The sequence below is a fragment of the Paraburkholderia sp. BR13444 genome, from assembly GCF_040948755.1.
Taxonomy (GTDB): Bacteria; Pseudomonadota; Gammaproteobacteria; order Burkholderiales; family Burkholderiaceae; genus Paraburkholderia; species Paraburkholderia youngii.
Window position 1 is genome coordinate 161512 of the sequence record NZ_JBFPKM010000005.1, and the last position, 15495, is coordinate 177006.

The 15495-nt window shown below is 64.4% G+C and carries 19 protein-coding genes; 15 read left to right on the forward strand and 4 right to left on the reverse strand.

Annotation, left to right across the window (positions count from 1 at the left end; genetic code table 11):
- Positions 1-13: 13 nt before the first annotated feature.
- The 6 genes from AB3X95_RS16515 (at position 14) to AB3X95_RS16540 (ending at position 5206) form a co-directional block, all read left to right on the forward strand.
- Positions 14-913 (forward strand): DUF58 domain-containing protein, encoded by a 900-nt coding sequence (locus tag AB3X95_RS16515; protein ID WP_368621917.1) that lies wholly within the window; start codon positions 14-16, stop codon positions 911-913.
- The gene (locus AB3X95_RS16520; RefSeq protein WP_176120588.1) at positions 910-1836 is read left to right on the forward strand and encodes a calcium incorporation protein MxaA; all 927 of its coding nucleotides are present in this window, start codon (positions 910-912) and stop codon (positions 1834-1836) included. Before AB3X95_RS16515 ends, AB3X95_RS16520 begins: the two co-directional genes overlap by 4 nt.
- A complete protein-coding gene (locus AB3X95_RS16525) occupies positions 1833-2819 on the forward strand; it encodes a VWA domain-containing protein (protein WP_368621918.1) in 987 nt (328 codons plus the stop codon). Before AB3X95_RS16520 ends, AB3X95_RS16525 begins: the two co-directional genes overlap by 4 nt.
- Positions 2816-3361 (forward strand): tetratricopeptide repeat protein, encoded by a 546-nt coding sequence (locus tag AB3X95_RS16530; RefSeq protein ID WP_368621919.1) that lies wholly within the window; start codon positions 2816-2818, stop codon positions 3359-3361. Before AB3X95_RS16525 ends, AB3X95_RS16530 begins: the two co-directional genes overlap by 4 nt.
- A complete protein-coding gene (locus AB3X95_RS16535; protein WP_368621920.1) occupies positions 3358-4353 on the forward strand; it encodes an MxaL protein in 996 nt (331 codons plus the stop codon). The genes AB3X95_RS16530 and AB3X95_RS16535 overlap by 4 nt, the downstream gene beginning before the upstream one ends.
- A gap of 322 nt (positions 4354-4675) precedes the next feature.
- Complete coding sequence (locus tag AB3X95_RS16540; protein WP_368621921.1) at positions 4676-5206, forward strand: hypothetical protein; 531 nt, start codon at positions 4676-4678, stop codon at positions 5204-5206.
- A 32-nt stretch (positions 5207-5238) separates the two neighbouring features.
- On the opposite strand, the gene AB3X95_RS16545 is transcribed toward AB3X95_RS16540, so the two are convergent.
- The gene (locus AB3X95_RS16545) at positions 5239-6213 is read right to left on the reverse strand and encodes a GlxA family transcriptional regulator (RefSeq protein ID WP_368621922.1); all 975 of its coding nucleotides are present in this window, start codon (positions 6211-6213) and stop codon (positions 5239-5241) included.
- 120 nt (positions 6214-6333) lie between these two features.
- Between AB3X95_RS16545 and AB3X95_RS16550 the strand changes: the two genes are divergently transcribed.
- The 6 genes from AB3X95_RS16550 to AB3X95_RS16575 all read left to right on the forward strand — a co-directional run bounded on the left by AB3X95_RS16550 (position 6334) and on the right by AB3X95_RS16575 (position 9683).
- A complete protein-coding gene (locus AB3X95_RS16550; protein WP_368621923.1) occupies positions 6334-6564 on the forward strand; it encodes a phage baseplate assembly protein in 231 nt (76 codons plus the stop codon).
- Positions 6565-6827: 263 nt separating this feature from the next.
- Positions 6828-7283 carry a hypothetical protein gene (locus AB3X95_RS16555; RefSeq protein ID WP_368621924.1) on the forward strand — a complete coding sequence of 152 codons (456 nt, stop codon included), beginning with the start codon at positions 6828-6830 and terminating at the stop codon, positions 7281-7283.
- Positions 7283-7858 carry a lysozyme gene (locus AB3X95_RS16560; RefSeq protein WP_368621925.1) on the forward strand — a complete coding sequence of 192 codons (576 nt, stop codon included), beginning with the start codon at positions 7283-7285 and terminating at the stop codon, positions 7856-7858. The genes AB3X95_RS16555 and AB3X95_RS16560 overlap by 1 nt, the downstream gene beginning before the upstream one ends.
- Positions 7842-8285 carry a hypothetical protein gene (locus tag AB3X95_RS16565; RefSeq protein ID WP_368621926.1) on the forward strand — a complete coding sequence of 148 codons (444 nt, stop codon included), beginning with the start codon at positions 7842-7844 and terminating at the stop codon, positions 8283-8285. Before AB3X95_RS16560 ends, AB3X95_RS16565 begins: the two co-directional genes overlap by 17 nt.
- A 171-nt stretch (positions 8286-8456) precedes the next feature.
- A complete protein-coding gene (locus tag AB3X95_RS16570; RefSeq protein WP_184226859.1) occupies positions 8457-9134 on the forward strand; it encodes a DJ-1/PfpI family protein in 678 nt (225 codons plus the stop codon).
- Between the two features lie 108 nt (positions 9135-9242).
- Entirely contained in the window at positions 9243-9683 is a 441-nt protein-coding gene (locus AB3X95_RS16575; protein WP_368621927.1) for a zinc-finger-containing protein, read from the forward strand.
- Positions 9684-9703: 20 nt separating this feature from the next.
- Here the strand turns inward: AB3X95_RS16575 and AB3X95_RS16580 are convergent, their stop codons facing one another.
- From AB3X95_RS16580 to AB3X95_RS16590, 3 genes are read right to left on the reverse strand one after another with little or no spacing between them, the layout of a single operon-like run.
- Entirely contained in the window at positions 9704-10441 is a 738-nt protein-coding gene (locus tag AB3X95_RS16580; RefSeq protein ID WP_176120599.1) for an ABC transporter ATP-binding protein, read from the reverse strand.
- Complete coding sequence (locus AB3X95_RS16585; protein ID WP_368621928.1) at positions 10438-11304, reverse strand: ABC transporter permease; 867 nt, start codon at positions 11302-11304, stop codon at positions 10438-10440. The genes AB3X95_RS16580 and AB3X95_RS16585 overlap by 4 nt, the downstream gene beginning before the upstream one ends.
- A 28-nt stretch (positions 11305-11332) precedes the next feature.
- Complete coding sequence (locus AB3X95_RS16590; RefSeq protein ID WP_368621929.1) at positions 11333-12403, reverse strand: aliphatic sulfonate ABC transporter substrate-binding protein; 1071 nt, start codon at positions 12401-12403, stop codon at positions 11333-11335.
- Positions 12404-12637: 234 nt separating this feature from the next.
- Here AB3X95_RS16590 and tauA point away from each other — a divergent pair, with 234 nt between their 5' ends.
- The 3 genes from tauA to AB3X95_RS16605 are packed head-to-tail and all read left to right on the forward strand — an operon-like array spanning position 12638 to position 15347.
- On the forward strand, positions 12638-13687 hold the full coding sequence (gene tauA, locus AB3X95_RS16595; RefSeq protein ID WP_176120602.1) for a taurine ABC transporter substrate-binding protein: 1050 nt from the start codon (positions 12638-12640) through the stop codon (positions 13685-13687).
- On the forward strand, positions 13684-14463 hold the full coding sequence (locus AB3X95_RS16600) for a taurine ABC transporter ATP-binding protein (RefSeq protein ID WP_184226863.1): 780 nt from the start codon (positions 13684-13686) through the stop codon (positions 14461-14463). The genes tauA and AB3X95_RS16600 overlap by 4 nt, the downstream gene beginning before the upstream one ends.
- On the forward strand, positions 14463-15347 hold the full coding sequence (locus tag AB3X95_RS16605) for an ABC transporter permease subunit (protein ID WP_368621930.1): 885 nt from the start codon (positions 14463-14465) through the stop codon (positions 15345-15347). The genes AB3X95_RS16600 and AB3X95_RS16605 overlap by 1 nt, the downstream gene beginning before the upstream one ends.
- Positions 15348-15495 lie beyond the last annotated feature (148 nt).

Here is a 15495-nt window from a genome sequence, read left to right on the forward strand (position 1 = left end):
ACGCGCATACACGATGAACGGCATCGCTGAATTCCACTATCGTCTGCCGATGCGCGCGGCCGGTGCGCGGCCCGGCTCGCATCCGGGCTCGAGTTTCGGCTCGGGCCAGCAGTTCGCGATGCACGGCCGGCTGTTCGACTATCCGGACCCGCGCCGGCTCGATCTGCGCGCGAGCTTGCGCGCGGCGCGCGACGAGTGGCTCGTGCGCGTGCATTTGCAGCGCGTCGCGGTTTCCGTGTTCGTGATCGTCGACGTGTCGGCGTCGATGCAGTTCGGCACCCGTAAAACGAAGCTGCAGGTCGTCGCTGATTTTGTCGAAGCGCTCGGCCATAGCGCGTTCCGGGTCGGCGACCGGCTCGGCATGCTGGCCTTCGATCGCGGCGAACGCGACGATCTGTTCATGCCGGCGCGCACCGGACGGGGCACCGGCTCGCTGCTCGCGAGCATGCTGCGCGAAGGCGTCGCTGATATCGCTGATCGTCAGGCGAATGGTCACGCCGAACGTCACGCTGAACGCGGGGCCGTCGAAGGATTGCGGCGTTGCGCGATCCGTATCGCCGGACGCCAGGCGCTGGTGTTCGTGGTGTCCGATTTCCACTGGCCGCTCGCGCGACTGTCGCCGGTGCTCGACATGCTGGTGCATGCGTGCGTGGTGCCGATGGTCGTATGGGACGCGGCCGAGACCACGCCGCCGCAGCACGCGTCGCTGCTGGCCGTCAACGATGCGGAGTCCGGCGAGGAGCGTCGCGTGTGGCTCTCGCGCGGCATGCGGGAGCGCTGGCGCGAAGGCGTCGCGCGCCGGCGCGACGAACTCGCCGCGGTGTTCGGCGCACGCGGCATCCAGCCGTTCTTTGTCGAAGGCGCGTTCGATCCGGAAGCGATGTCGCGCTACTTTCTGGAGCTGACGGTATGAGCGCGCGCGGGGTGCGCGGCGGCTGCGCGCGTCGGGCGGCGCTGCGCGTGCTGATCGCGTCGCTATGCGGCGGCGGCGCCTGCGCGATGGCCAGTGCCGCCGAGGTGGCCGCGCTCGTTCAGGAGCCGCGCGCATTCGGCTATGTGCTCGGCGATGTGCTGACGCAGCGCGTGCTGCTGGAGGCCAACGGTCGCGACCTCGGACCGGTCACGCCGCCTTCGGTCGGACGCACGGGCGTCTGGCTCGAACGCCGGCCCGTGACGCTCGAAACCGATGCGAACGGCCGCAAGTGGATGGTGATCGGCTATCAGGTCGTCAATGCCCCGCAGACGCTCACGCAGATCACGTTGCCCGCGTTGACGCTCACGTCGGCGGCCGGCACGCAGTTGCAGGTCGCCGAATGGCCGGCGAGCATCGGACCGCTGACGCCGCAAACCGCGTTCGCCGCGGGGGACTTGCAGCCGCTGCGGCCCGACCGGCAGGCGCCGATGCTGGGCACGGCCGGCTGGCGCCGGCAGATCGCGTGGGCGCTCGGCCTGTTGCTCGCGACGCTGCTCGTGTGGGCGAGCTGGTGGTGGGCGCGCAATCGGCGCGAGGCGGCGCGGCTGCCGTTCGCGCGGGCGTGGCGGCAGATGCAACGGCTGCCGGAGGCGCCCGCCGCTTCATCGAACGATGCGTGGGTCTGCCTGCATCGCGCGCTGAACGAAACCGCCGGCCAGGTCGTGCATGCGGCTTCGCTATCCGCGTTGCTGGCGCGTGCGCCGTATCTGCAACCGCTGCGCACGCAGCTCGAACGTTTCTATCTGGCCTCGGCCGAGCGCTTTTTCGGGCCGGCGCCGCATGCCGTCGAGAATGCCGGCGAGCTTTCGCTGCACGCGCTGTGCCGTGCGTTGTATCGAGCGGAGAGGCGCCATCAGCGATGACCATGAGCTTCGATTTCGCCCTTCCGTGGATGCTGGTGCTGCTGCCGCTCGCCGCGCTGCCGCTGCTGCGGCGGCGCAGCGACACGCTGGTGTTTTCGAACGTCGCATGGCTGCCCGCTGACGACCTCGGGCGCGTGGCGGGCTGGCTCGTCCGCGGTGGCGCGGCGCTGGCGATCGCGGCGATCGTCGTCGGCCTGGCGGCGCCGGGGCGCTCGCAGTTGCAGGTTCTGCGCACCGGCAGCGGCGCGCAGATCCTGATCCTGATGGACCGCAGCCAGAGCATGGACGAGCCGATAGGCAGCAAGGGTGTCGAGTCGCCGCGCGGCGACTCCAAGAACTTCGTGGCGCGCGCGGCGCTGACGCGCTTCGTCGAGCAGCGGCCGAACGACCGCCTCGCGTTCATGATGTTCGGCACCAACCCGGTGCTGGCGATGCCGTTCACCTACAACCATCGCGTGATCGAGGCCGCGGTCGCGGCCACGGCGATTGGCCGCGGCATGCCGGACACCGAGCTCGATCGCGGCATGCTGGCGGCGATCGCGCAGTTCGACGAGCGCTTGTCGTCGGGCCGCCGCGCGATCGTGCTCGTCTCCGATGGCGGCGCGTTGCTCGACGAAACGATGCGACGGCGCATCGAGGAGGGACTGCGACGCAACCGGATCGCGCTGTACTTCATCTACCTGCGCAGCAGCGTCTTCAGTCCCGATCTGAACGCGACGCAGCCCGCCAGCGGAAGCTCGGCCGAAGCGCAGCTGCATCGCTTCTTTCTGACGCTGAAGACGCCTTACAGGCTGTTTCAGGCCGAAGACCCGAAGGCGATGATGGCGGCGATCGCGGAGATCAACCGGCAGCAGAACGCAACGACGACGTTCGTCGAGCATCTGCCTCGCCAGGATCTGAGTCCATACTGTTTCGCGCTCGCGCTGTTCTGTGCGGCGCTGCTGGTGCTGTTGCACCAGTTGCAGGTCAGGAGCTGGGCATGAAGCGCGCGCTGATCCACACGCTGTTCGGCACCGCGGCGATCTGTTGCGCCGCGTGGGCCGGGTATGGCTTCGTTCGTCTGCAGCACGCGGAGCGAGTCAATCAGGCCATCGTCGCGACGAACGCCGCCGCGCGTGACAAGCAAGCCGGCGGCGACGCGCGCGAGGTTCAGCTGGCCCGTGCGATAGCGCTATCGAAAGCGGGCTCCTACGACGCGGCGGCGCGGCTCTATAACGGTCTGCTCGCCGAGGGCAGCCCGCCTGATGAAGTCGGCCGCGCGGCGCTGTTCGATCTCGGCAATCTGTACCTGCGCGAAGGCAGCGGCGACAACGCGCAAACAGTCAGGTCTCTGGCGATGATCGGCGAGGCCAAGGCGCGCTACCGGCTCGCGCTGCGCGCGGCGCCCGACGATTGGGACGTGCGCTACAACCTCGAGCGCGCGCTGTGGCTCGCGCCGGAAACGCCGTCCGCGCTCGCCGGACCCGATGTGAAAGAGCAGCACAACGTCACAGTGCGCGACGCGCGCAGCCAGGACCTGCCATGAGCGGCGTTCGGCGCGAGCGTGGCTTCGCAAAATGGCGTCATGCGTTGACGCCGCTCGCGCTCGTCGCGTTGATCGCGGCGGTCGCGATGCCGGACGTCACGTTGCCGCGCAGCACATTCAACTACATCGTCACCTTCGATATCACGCAAAGCATGGACGTCGAGGATGTGGTGCTCGGCGGCGCCCCGGTCAGCCGGCTCAAGTTCGCGCAGGCTGCGATGCGCGACGCGCTCGAGCGTTTGCCGTGCGGCTCGAAGGTCGGCTGGAGCGTGTTCACCGGGCAGCGGGTGTTGCTGCTGATGGCGCCGGTCGAAGTCTGCGGCAACTACGACGCGCTGCTGGTATCGCTCGACGGCATCGACGGGCGCATGCGCTGGACCAACTGGAGCCGCATTGCCGAAGGCGGTGTGTATTCGGCCGTGCGCGTCGCGAAGGATGTCGGCGGCGGCGCGGCCATCGCGTTCGTCACCGATGGGCAGGAGGCGCCGCCGCTGTTGGCGTCACGCCCGCTGATGGAAGGCATCAATGCGGCGCGGATCAGGGGCTGGCTGATCGGCGTGGGCGGCGACCAGCCCGCGGCCATTCCGAAGACCGATGCGAATGGCAACCGGATCGGCGTCTGGCAGGCCGACGACGTGATCCAGGTGCCGCCTACGCCCGGCTCCAGTGTGGCGGCGCAAACGCACGAGGAATTGTCCGAATTGCGCGGTGAGTACCTCGCTTCGGTGGCTCGGCAGACGGGCCTCGACTACCGGCGTCTGCTGAACGTGACGTCGTTCGGCGATGCGCTGCTCGAAGCGCGCTTCGCCCGCCGCGAACCCGTGCCGACCGATCTGCGCTGGTGTCCCGCGCTGCTCGCGTTGCTGCTGCTCGTCGCGCGCTTCATGCCCGACGCCGTTCTCGCATGGCCGCGCGCCTGGCGAAAGCGCTTTCAAACGATCGCTTTGCGCATCGCGCCGGCATTCAATGGCCGGCCAACACGCGTCGACTGACTACCGCGAGCGCGACCGTTGACGCTGCAACGGTTGAAGATGCAGGTATCCGATCTGACCGCGCAGTTGCCTGGGAAACCTCGCAAGAGTTGCCGGGGATCGTTCGATTCGCGACGCTTGGGCCAGAAGCTTTTGCCGGTCTTCGCCACACTGGCGAGATACCTCACACATTGACCTACCGGTACGCAAATCACTGACTACAATGTCTGAATGCAAGCGACGCTGCGAGGCGCGCGGTTCGAGTGACGCGCCGTGTCATGTGACGTTTCAATTCCTTCATGGAGGCATGCCGATGACGTGCCAAAGCGAGAGGATTGTCGGAGTGGTACTCGTCTTGATGAGCGGCTACGCGTTTGCGGGAGGCCTCTTCGGCGATGTGCCGCAAGCGATGATGGTCGCCAACATCGTCGCGTCGCCCGTCGAAGTCGTGCCGCCCATTCCCGAGCCTCGGCGCTACTTCGAGCAGCAGCGCTATGCGATGGAGTATCAGGGGGATCGGGGCAAGCCGTTCTACGCGCAAATGGAAAATTACTATAGCGTGGACCTTGCGCGCGATACCCAGCTCGGCACCGCGAAGGCCTTGGTGTCGTCCGGACCGGAGTTCGCAACGGTGTCCGAACCGGGCGCGAATGCCGCCGCGCAGAGTGCTTCGAATGCTCTACGTATGGGTCCATCTACCGCACCGCAAATATCCATCGTTCAGATGAACAGTTCAGTGTTGTCGATTGGCCAGTCACCGCAGCGACGCTTGTCCTTGACGGTCGACAACTGGGTGTTCTCCGGCACCGCGCGCGTCGCGATTCTGCATTCTCACGATACGGGCGCGACGCTGATCGTCAAACGCCGCTACTGAGTGATGTCGAGCGGCTGCGCCGCCCGCGCATGTCACGTCGACGAAAAGCGCTCGCGATACACCTGCGGCGCCACGCGCAGCTGACGCACGAAGCTGCAGCGCATCGTTTCCTCGCTGCCGAATCCGCATCGCGCCGCGATCCGTTTGATCGACCAGGATGTTTCGCTCAGCAAGCGTTGTGCTGCTTCGATGCGTAGCTGCTCGACCGCGCGCGCGGGCGTGCGGCCGGTTTGCGCCTTGTAGTGGCGCATGAAGCTGCGCTCGCTCATATGCAGCCGTTGCGCGAGCGCGGGCACTGACAGGTCGGCTGCGAGGTGCGACGTCATCCATGCGTGCAATTCGCCGAAACGGTCGTCGGCATGTTGCAGCGACAGCGTCGCGCTGAATTGCGACTGACCACCCGGGCGCTTCAGAAACACGACGAGTTCGCGCGCGACGTCGAGCGCCAACGCGCGCCCGTGATCGTCTTCGAGCATCGCTAGCGCGAGGTCGATGCCGGCGGTGACGCCTGCCGAGGTCCAGATATCGCCGTCGCGAATGAAGATCGGATCGGCTTCGACTTGCAGTTGCGGATAGGCCTGCGCGAGTTCGTCGCAACGCGCCCAATGCGTGGCGACGCGCCGGCCGTCGAGCAGGCCCGCCTCGGCGAGCAGGAACGCGCCCGAGCAGACCGACGCGACGCGTCTGCAATGCGGCGCGTGGCGTTGCGTCCAGCGGATCAGGCGTTGATCGGCCGACGCCTCCCGAATGCCTCGGCCGCCGGGAACGATCAGCGTATCGAGCGGCGTCTTCAGCGAGCGCAGTGAGGCGGCAAGCAGCGCGACTCCCGACGACGATGTGACGGGCCCGGCCTCGGCCGCCACGACGCGGGGTGAGTAGAGCTTGCCGAGCCCGCGCTGCGCGACGAGTTCATTGGCCGACGCAAATACCTGCAGCGGACCGCTGATGTCGAGCAGTTGCATGTTGGGGAAGGCGAGCAGCACGATGGAGCGGGGAGCGCTGGACATGTGAGCAAATCGGTGGCAGAAATCAAGGGGATAATGTAAGTCTTGCCAAACACTACGCGCATAGAATCGATCCGTCCAGCTGGAAGAAATGACAGACGGTGTATTTCGACTTCTCCTTCAATGCGACCCTGCGTCGTGAAGATCGGCGCGAACCCCCTTATCACCGGCTACGTTGACCGCGTTGCGGGATCATTGAGTGCGACGACACACGCGCTGTCCATATCGGGGCGCGGCAAGTGCGAGGACCTGGCGGGCTGCGCCGCGCAGTTCGATTCGTTCCAATTCACGAACATGGCTACCGCCGACATAGCGCCAACTGTCACCGGAAGACACGGCAGCGATTCTCGCTGACGCTACGGAACACGCGAACGCGAAACTGGCGGCTATAGATGCTTCATGGACGCAACACTAACGAGTTTCGACCCCCGACGAATAAGGCGGTTCAGCACAGCTTTTTTGTCCCGCGCCAGCAGGAATATGCAAAAGAAATTGAGATAACCGACGCCATCGTAAATAGTTGTCAAAACGGGCTTATCCCGAATTAATGCGGTTGACCGTGGTCCGTTTCGATGATTAATTGGCGAGGTATCGCCTGAAAACTCTAGAGGAGTGTAATGGAGCAACTGAGACAGCAAAGCAGCGGAAAGGATTGGACAGTCGAGGAAGAATGCGACCTTTGCCGTATCACCTATTCGATCTACTCAAAATTCCCGCCGATGCCGCACGCACAGGCCCTGAACGCCGAAACCGGCGAGTTTTTTCCGTTTGACAGGGTTCGTAATATGAAATCCGGCTACGCCATGGCCGAAGCCCTGGGTTACGCATGGGCGTGCAACTGTCGCGGACGCAAGCCAGCGTCAGCGCTAACGTCGAAGGATCGCACTCACGACGAGCAATACATACTCAAAGACGGTGACGGCCGGGTTATGCACGACACGTATTATACGGTTCGTCTGCCGTCTGGTTCTCTCGTCCACGGCGTGACGGATGGTTTGGGGCGCACTAAACGCTATAAAACAAACGGCGCTCAATCGATATATGTTTATCTTGGTCACAGAGAGGAGGCGTAATGCCGGACGCACTTGGAACGGCGGTAACGAACACAAATCCGAATTCATGCGTGGCAGTCCAATCGGGCAGACTCTGCAAACCTTGGCATGTCAGTCCGGAAGGATTGTCCTTTACTGCCGTATGGGAGTCCGGTGTATTAAATGGCATATACCAGGGGCACCAGGTGACAGAGGGGTTCATCTTAAAAGCCTATTTGGACAACGTTGGAATTCCCACGGTTGGATGCGGCCATCGCATTATTGCTGCTGATCATATTGAGGTTGGACAGGTAATTAGCCTCGAACGCGCAAGAGAATTTAGGCGGCGTAATGTTGCTGAGGTCGAAAGACGGCTGAATTCCGGTATTCATGTTCCCCTGTTTCAATATGAATACGATGCGCTTGTCAGCATTGTATATAACAGCGGGCCAGGTCGCGGTGCGGACGTGATTATCGGGAAAATTAATGCAGGCAATTATCGGGGTATGCATGAATTTATCCTTACGTATCGAATTGGAGACAACCACGGCGTTAGAAATCGCCGTTTTGCCGAGGCTCGCCTATTTTCGTCAGGGGTTTATGATGCGTCGCACTAAGACTCGATTTTTATGTTTAATCGCAGGAATACTGCTTCCTATTTTTGCGGCAGCAAAATCAAATTATGATTTTTCGGTGAAACTTTCAAATTCTGATTGTCTGCAACATTTGGGAGGCGGCAATGGAGACGTTGAATGCTATTCAGCATTGCAAAAAAAACTGGTGACCGATAGTCAGATTTTATATAAAAAGCTGTGCGCAACCATACCAAAAGGCAATATTCATGCGAAATTGCTGGACAAATACATGGCAACGCAGAATGCATCTGTCAAGTATTGCGAATTGCCGCGCAATGCGGGGGCGGAGTGGGAAACCGAGCACGGGGGCTCCATGTTTCCTGCCTTGCAGGCGGAGTGCATTTACAATCTACGCAAGGCACAAAACGAATTCTTAAGGGGCTTGCTTGATATGGCGGAAGGAAAATAACGAATGCACGAGCAGCACGATAGAACGAGGAGCGCTGAACATGCGAAGACGTGGCAGAAATCAAGGGAACAATGGCAGCCTTGCCAAACACTACGCGCATAGAATCGATCCGTCCAGCTGGAAGAAATGACAGATGGCGCGTTTCGATTTCTCCTTCGATAAGGTATCCCCATGAGCCTCCAAATCGGTTTTCTGGTGTTTCCGAAAGTACAGCAACTCGATCTGACCGGCCCGCATGACGTCCTCGCATCGGTGCCGGGCGCCACGATGCATCTGGTCTGGAAGACGCGGGAGCCGGTGGTGTCGAGCAACGGCCTCGTGCTGACGCCGAGCGTGACCTACGAAAGCTGCCCGCCGCTCGACGTGATCTGTGTGCCGGGCGGAAGCGGCGTGACCGCGCTGTTGCAAGACGAGCAGACGATCGACTTCGTTCGCCGGCAGGCCGCGAGCGCGCGCTACGTGACGTCGGTCTGCACCGGCGCGTTGCTGCTGGGTGCGGCCGGTGTGCTGCGCGGGCGGCGCGCGACGACTCACTGGGCGTTTCACTCGTTGCTGGAACCGCTCGGCGCGATTCCGACGCATGCGCGTGTGGTCCGCGACGGCAATCTGATTACCGGCGGCGGCGTCACGGCGGGCATCGATTTCGGGCTGACCGTGGCTGCCGAACTGGCGGGCGTCGAAGAGGCGCAGGCGATCCAGCTCGAACTCGAATACGCGCCAGCGCCGCCGTTCGACGCGGGCGATCCGGCGCTGGCGCCGCAAGCGGTGGTGGAGCTGGTCCGGCAGAGGTCGGCGGAAGGACTGGCGGCGCGGCGTCGCGTCGTGATGGAGATCGCAGAGAGAAGCTAGGTCTTGCTTGCGGGTGCGGGCCTTCCATTAAACTGTGAGGCTCCACCCGTTTTCCGCCAGTCGGATCGATGCGATGAAGTACCGCGAATTCTCCCGGGGGCACTCCCCATGCGTGTAGGCAAGCCCGTCAAGGCACTGCCGCAGCCGTCATGCGACTACTGCGGCAACCGCGCTTTGCTCGCGCGTTACGGCGACGAGTCCTACCCGTATCGCAGCGATCAAGGCCCGCTGTGGATCTGCACCGGCTGTCAGGCGTGGATCGGCGTGTATTCGCGCAGCAAACACAACCTGCCGCTCGGCCGCCTCGCCGACGCGGCGTTGCGCGAGTCGAAGAGCAGGCTGCACGACGCGCTTGAACCGCTCGTCGCCGCGAAGGTGCGCCGCGATGGCGTGAACGCATTCGAAGCCCGCGCGAAAGCGATCCGGTGGGTCGCGACCGAGCTTGGCTTCGATCCGGTTCCGGCGAGCATTCACGCGTTCACGCCCGAGCAGTGCGAACAGGCGCTGCGTTATGTCGAGGCGTTTGTCGAAGCCCGGCGTACCAGATAGCGCGATTTTCCGCAGCCCCGCTACATCTCCAGCAAAACCTCGCGCAGCGCATTCAACGACACATCGCGCGGATTCCTCGGCCGCTGTAACGCAATCGGCAGTTCGCGCGCGATGCGGCTCGGGCTGCCAACGCCCGCCGGGGACAACAGCAGCACGCGATCGGACAGACTCAGTGCTTCGTCGAGATCGTGCGTGACGAGCAGCACCGTTGTGCCGCGCGCGTGTTTCAACGCCAGCAGCAACTGCTGCAGTCGCGCGCGCGTGATCGCATCGACGGCGCTGAACGGTTCATCGAGCAGCAGCAGTTCCGGCTCGTTGAACAGACCTCGCGCGAGCGCGACGCGCTGCGCCATGCCACCGGATAGTTGCTTCGGCAGCGCGTCGCGCACGCCAGCGAGACCCACTTCGGCGAGCAGCGCATCGACGCGCGGATCGTCTCCCGCGTGCGGCCCCGCGGCAAACGCGATGTTGTCGGCCACGCTGAGCCACGGCAGCAGGCGCGGTTCCTGAAAGATCATGCCGACGCGCGGCGACGGCGCGAGCAAGGGCACGCCGTCGATCAGCACGGCACCCGTGGCTGCGCGATCGAGTCCCGCCACCGCGCGCAGCAGTGTGCTTTTACCGCAGCCGCTAGGACCGACCAGACTGACGATCTCGCCGCGCGATAGCGCGAACGATACCTTCTCGAACACATTGCGCTCGCCAAAGCGCCGCGTCAGTCCACGTACTTCGAGTAACGAAGCAGGTGCCCGATTCATCGCGCGGCCTCCGACACCCGGTGCGCATCGCGCCACGACAGCGCGCGTACCTCGATCGCTTTCAGCATGCCGTCGCTCAGTTTGCCGAGCAGCGCGAGCAACAGGATCGCGCCGAACACGAGATCCGGGCGGCCGGTTTCGCGGCCATCGCTGAGCAGATAGCCGAGCCCGCGCGTCGCCGCGATCAGTTCGGCGGCCACCATGAACATCCACGCGAGGCTGAGCCCCGTGCGCAGTCCGGTGAAAATCTGCGGCATCGACGCGGGCAGCAGTATGCGCGTGAACAGCGCGCGCCGGCTCAGCCGGTTCAACTCGCCGAATTCGATCAGCTTGCGGTCGACGCCGCGAATGCCCGCCACCACGCTCAACTGCACCGGGAAAAACGCGCCGATCGCGATCAGCGTGATCTTCGGCGCTTCGTCGATGCCCATCCATAGCAGCAGGATCGGCACCCACGCAAGCGACGGAATCGCGCGGAAGGCCTGAAACGCGGGGTCGAGCAAGGCATCGACGCGCCGGCTGAGGCCCATCGCCGCGCCGATCAGCAGCGCGAGCACGGCGCCGATCGCAAAGCCGCCGTACACGCGGATCACGCTCGCGCCGATATGGCGCGCGAGCCGCGCCGCGCCGAGATCCCATAGCGTCTGCGCAATCGCGCTGGGCGCGGGGACCAGATGCATCGGCAGGATCGACGCGCGCACCAGCATCTCGATGACAGCCAGGAACACGACCGGCAGCGCGAGACCGGCATAGCGCCACAGTCGTAGCGGGTCGATCGCGCGCGGCGGATGCGCGAGTTCGCTACACGACGGACAGGACGAATCCCTCCGTGCGAGCGTGAAAAAGTTCTTCGCGGTGCTCATCGGCAGGCTCGGATCTGGCGCGTGTGCTTCATTTGGAGCCGTTGCTCGCCGTCGCAATCACCGGCTGCGCGACTTTAGGGTCGACCAGTGCATCGATGATCGCGTTCAGATCGGTGCCGCCCTTCACGAGTTGCTCGTCGACCAGGATCGGCGCAGCGGCTTTGAGCGCGGCAATCTGCCGGGCGCCGGGCTGAGGCTGGGTGAAGTCGTTGCGGCTCAATTGCAGTTTCGCGACCGGCAGCGAAACCTTGGATTCCTCCGCGACGATCCTGGCGGTGTCATCAGGGTGAGCGGCGATCCAGACGCGGGCTTTTTCATAGACCTTCAGCACGCGCGCGAGCGCGTCCTGATGGTCGCGGATGAAGTCTTCGCGCGCATTCAGGAAGCCCCAGGTGTTGAAGTCGACGTTGCGATACAGCAGCCGCGCGCCATCGTCGATCTGCGCGGCCGCCATGTGCGGATCGAGCCCGGCCCACGCGTCCACCTGGCCATTGGCGAGCGCGGTGCGGCCATCAGGATGCTGCAGGTTGACGATCTCGACATCGTCGCGCGACAGCCCCGCCGTATGCAGCGCACGCAACGTGAACAGGAACGGATCGGTGCCCTTGGTGGCCGCGATCTTCTTGCCCTTCAGATCGGCGACGGTTTTGATCGGCGAGTCCTTGCGCACGACGAGGGCGGTCCACTCGGGCCGCGAATAGATGTACACCGCGCGAATCGGATTGCCGTTCGCCTTGCCGAGCACGGCGGCGAGGCCCGCCGTCGAGCCGATGTCGATCGCGCCGCTGTTCAGATATTCGAGCGCGCGGTTGCTGCCGAGGCTCAGCACCCACTTTACTTGCGTGTGGTCGGCGGCGAACTCCTGTTCGAGCCAGCCGTTGCGCTTGATCACGAGGCTTTCCGGCGAATAGTACGCATAGTCGAGTTTCAGCTCATCGAGCGGCGCGGCGTGGGCGGTGTGGGCTGCGCCGAAGACGCCGAGTGCGAGCGCGGCCGCGGCGGTCTTCAGCCAACCGCGTCGGCTGCGGTTGCGCTCGCCGACGGTGGCGATTGCGTTGCGCGCTGTCGTGAAGAATGAAAATCCCCGGGTCGATGTCATCGATTGTCCTTATGGTCGCGTGTGGTGGTCGCCCCAATGTAACCAGGGCGGTGGCGCGAGCGAACCAACAAATGCTCAGAATCAAAGCAGTTTTGGCGCTATGGCGGATAGTCGCGACGCAAAAGCAATGCTGCGTTCCAGTGATTAGCTATGCATGATTCGTTGGAACCGCGCCGGTCGAAAGTGCCTATAGTCGGAACCTTCTTCGTATCCAGACCAACCCGAAGGCTTCCGATGAATCACTCTCTCCGTCAGCTGCGGCGTGCGTTGCGCGCCGCTGCCTTCGTCGCGGCGTCGGCCGGCATTGCCGCGTTTTCGCCGTTCGCTTCATCCGCGCACGCGCAAAGCCGAGAAGTCGTGATCGGCTATCAGGACATGGTCGTGCCGTGGCGTTACGCGCAAGCCACCGGCGCCGTGGAAAAAGCGACCGGCTACAAGGTCACGTATCGCAAGCTCGGCAGCGGCGCGGATGTGGTGCGCGCGCTGGCGTCAGGCTCGATCCAGCTGGGCGAGGCGGGATCGAGCCCGATCGCGGCGGGCCTGTCGCAAGGCGTCGACCTGTCGCTGTTCTGGATTCTCGACAACATCAACGACGCGGAAGCGCTGGTCGCGCGCGACGGTTCGGGCGTGACGAAGATCGCTGACCTGAAGGGCAAGACGATCGGCGTGCCGTATGTGTCGACGTCGCATTTTCATGCGCTGGTCGCGTTGCAGCAGGCGGGTGTCGATCCGTCGTCGGTGAAGATCCTGAACCTGCGTCCGCCAGAGGTCGCCGCCGCCTGGCAGCGCGGCAATATCGATGCGACCTACATCTGGGACCCCGTGCTCGCGAAGGTCAAGCAGAACGGCAAGGTGCTGATCACGTCGGGCGAAGTCGCGAAGGGAAGCGGCAAGGCAACCTTCGACGGCTTTGTCGCGTCGCGGCAGTTCGAGCGCGACAACGCGGCCTTCATGGCGGGTCTCGTCAAGGTGCTCGCCGATACGGACGCGCTGTACCGCGATCACAAGGCCGACTGGACCGCGGCTTCGCAGCAGGTGCAGGCGGTTGCGCAGGAGTCGGGCGCGGCACCGGCCGACGTGCCCGCGAGCCTCGCGCTGTACGCGTTCCCGAGCGCCGCGGAGCAGGCGTCGCCGACCTGGCTCGGCGGCGGCAAGCAGTCGGGCGCGGCGCAATCGCTCGCGGCCACGGCGGCGTTCCTGAAGACGCAGGGCACGATCCAGAACGTGTTACCCGACTACTCCGCGGCCGTGAATCCGCGCTTCGCGCAGCAGGCCGCGCGATGAGCATGCTCGACATCCGCGGACTGCGCGTGACCTACGCCGGTGCGAGCGAGCCCGCGCTCGCGGGTGTCGATCTGCGCATCGAGCGCGGCGAGTTCGTGGTCGCGCTCGGGGCATCGGGTTGCGGCAAAACCACGTTGCTGAACTGCATCGCCGGCTTCGTCGATCCGAGCGAAGGCGAGGTGCGGCTCAACGGCACGCCCATCGACGGACCCGGTGCCGAGCGCGGCGTCGTGTTCCAGAAGCATGCGCTGATGCCGTGGCTCGACGTGCTCGACAACGTCGCGCTCGGCTTGCGGTTTCGCGGCATCGCGCGTGCGCAGCGACACGAGATCGCGCGGCGCACGCTGGCGCTCGTCGGGCTCGAACGGCATGCGAACGCGAAGATCCATGCACTGTCGGGCGGCATGCAGCAGCGCGTGGGTATTGCGCGCGCGTTGGCGAGCGATCCGCAGATATTGCTGATGGACGAGCCGATGGGTGCGCTCGATGCGTTGACGCGCGAGACGGTGCAGGAACTCGTGCTCGACGTGTGGACGCGCACGCACAAGACCGTGTTCTTCATCACGCACAGCGTCGAGGAAGCGCTGTTTCTCGCGACGCGTCTGGTACTGATGACACCGGGGCCCGGACGCATCGCCGAAGTCCACGCACTGCCATTCGCGCGCGAATATCTGGCGACTCGCGATGCGCGCGCGGTCAAGTCGTCGCCGGCGTTCATCGAGTGGCGCGAGCGCCTGACGCGGCGGCTGCACGATACATTGCGTGAGGCCGCCTGATGAGCGTGATCGATTCGTCGCAACAACACGCGCCGACACGTCCGGACACAGCGCGCAGCTCGACCCGGCTACGCCGCGCGGCGCACGGCCGCAGACCTTATCGCGGCATGCCGGGTGAAGGCCCGACCGCGTGGCTCAGTGTGATCTGCGTCGCGGTGTTTGCGCTGCTGTGGTGGACCGCGACTCATCTGCACTGGATACCGCCGCTGTTCCTACCCGCACCGGACGCGGTCTGGCATGCGTTCGTCGATGCATGGCACGGCCGCATTCAGGGCGGCTTGCCGTTGTCCGAGCATCTGCTGTGGAGCGCGATCCGCGTGTTCGGCGCGTTCGCGCTCGCGAGCATCACCGCGATACCGGTCGGCATTCTGATGGGCGTGAGCCGCGTCGCGCGTGGACTGCTCGATCCGCCGTTGGAGTTCTACCGGCCGCTGCCGCCGCTCGCGTATCTGCCGCTCGTCGTGATCTGGTTCGGCATCGACGAGACTGCGAAGATCGTCGTGATCTGGCTCGCGTGTTTCGCGCCGATCGCGATGGCCGCGCGTGCCGGCGTGCGCAGCGCGAGCGTCGAGCAGATCAACGCGGCGTGGTCGCTGGGCGCGAATTTCCGCCAGGTGGTATTGCACGTGGTGTTGCCTGCCGCGTTGCCCGAAATCCTGACCGGCCTGCGCATCGCGATCGGCTTCGGCTGGACCACGCTGGTCGCGGCCGAAATGGTCGCCGCCACTGCCGGGCTCGGTCAGATGGTGCTCAACGCGTCGAGCTTCCTGCGCACCGACGTGGTCGTGATGGGGATCGTGCTGATCGGCCTGATCGCGTGGCTGTTCGATCTCGGCATGCGCGCGCTCGAACGCAGGCTGGTGCCGTGGAAAGGCAAGCAATAGGCACCTGCCGCATATCTGAATCGCCGCTTAGCTCGTGACGTTTAGTTGGTTCGCCATTGCGATGCGCGTTGTTACAGTCTGTGCGTCGTTGTCGTGAGGCAGTCGTGAATCACGTCGTACATAAAACATCCAATACCAAGGCCTAACC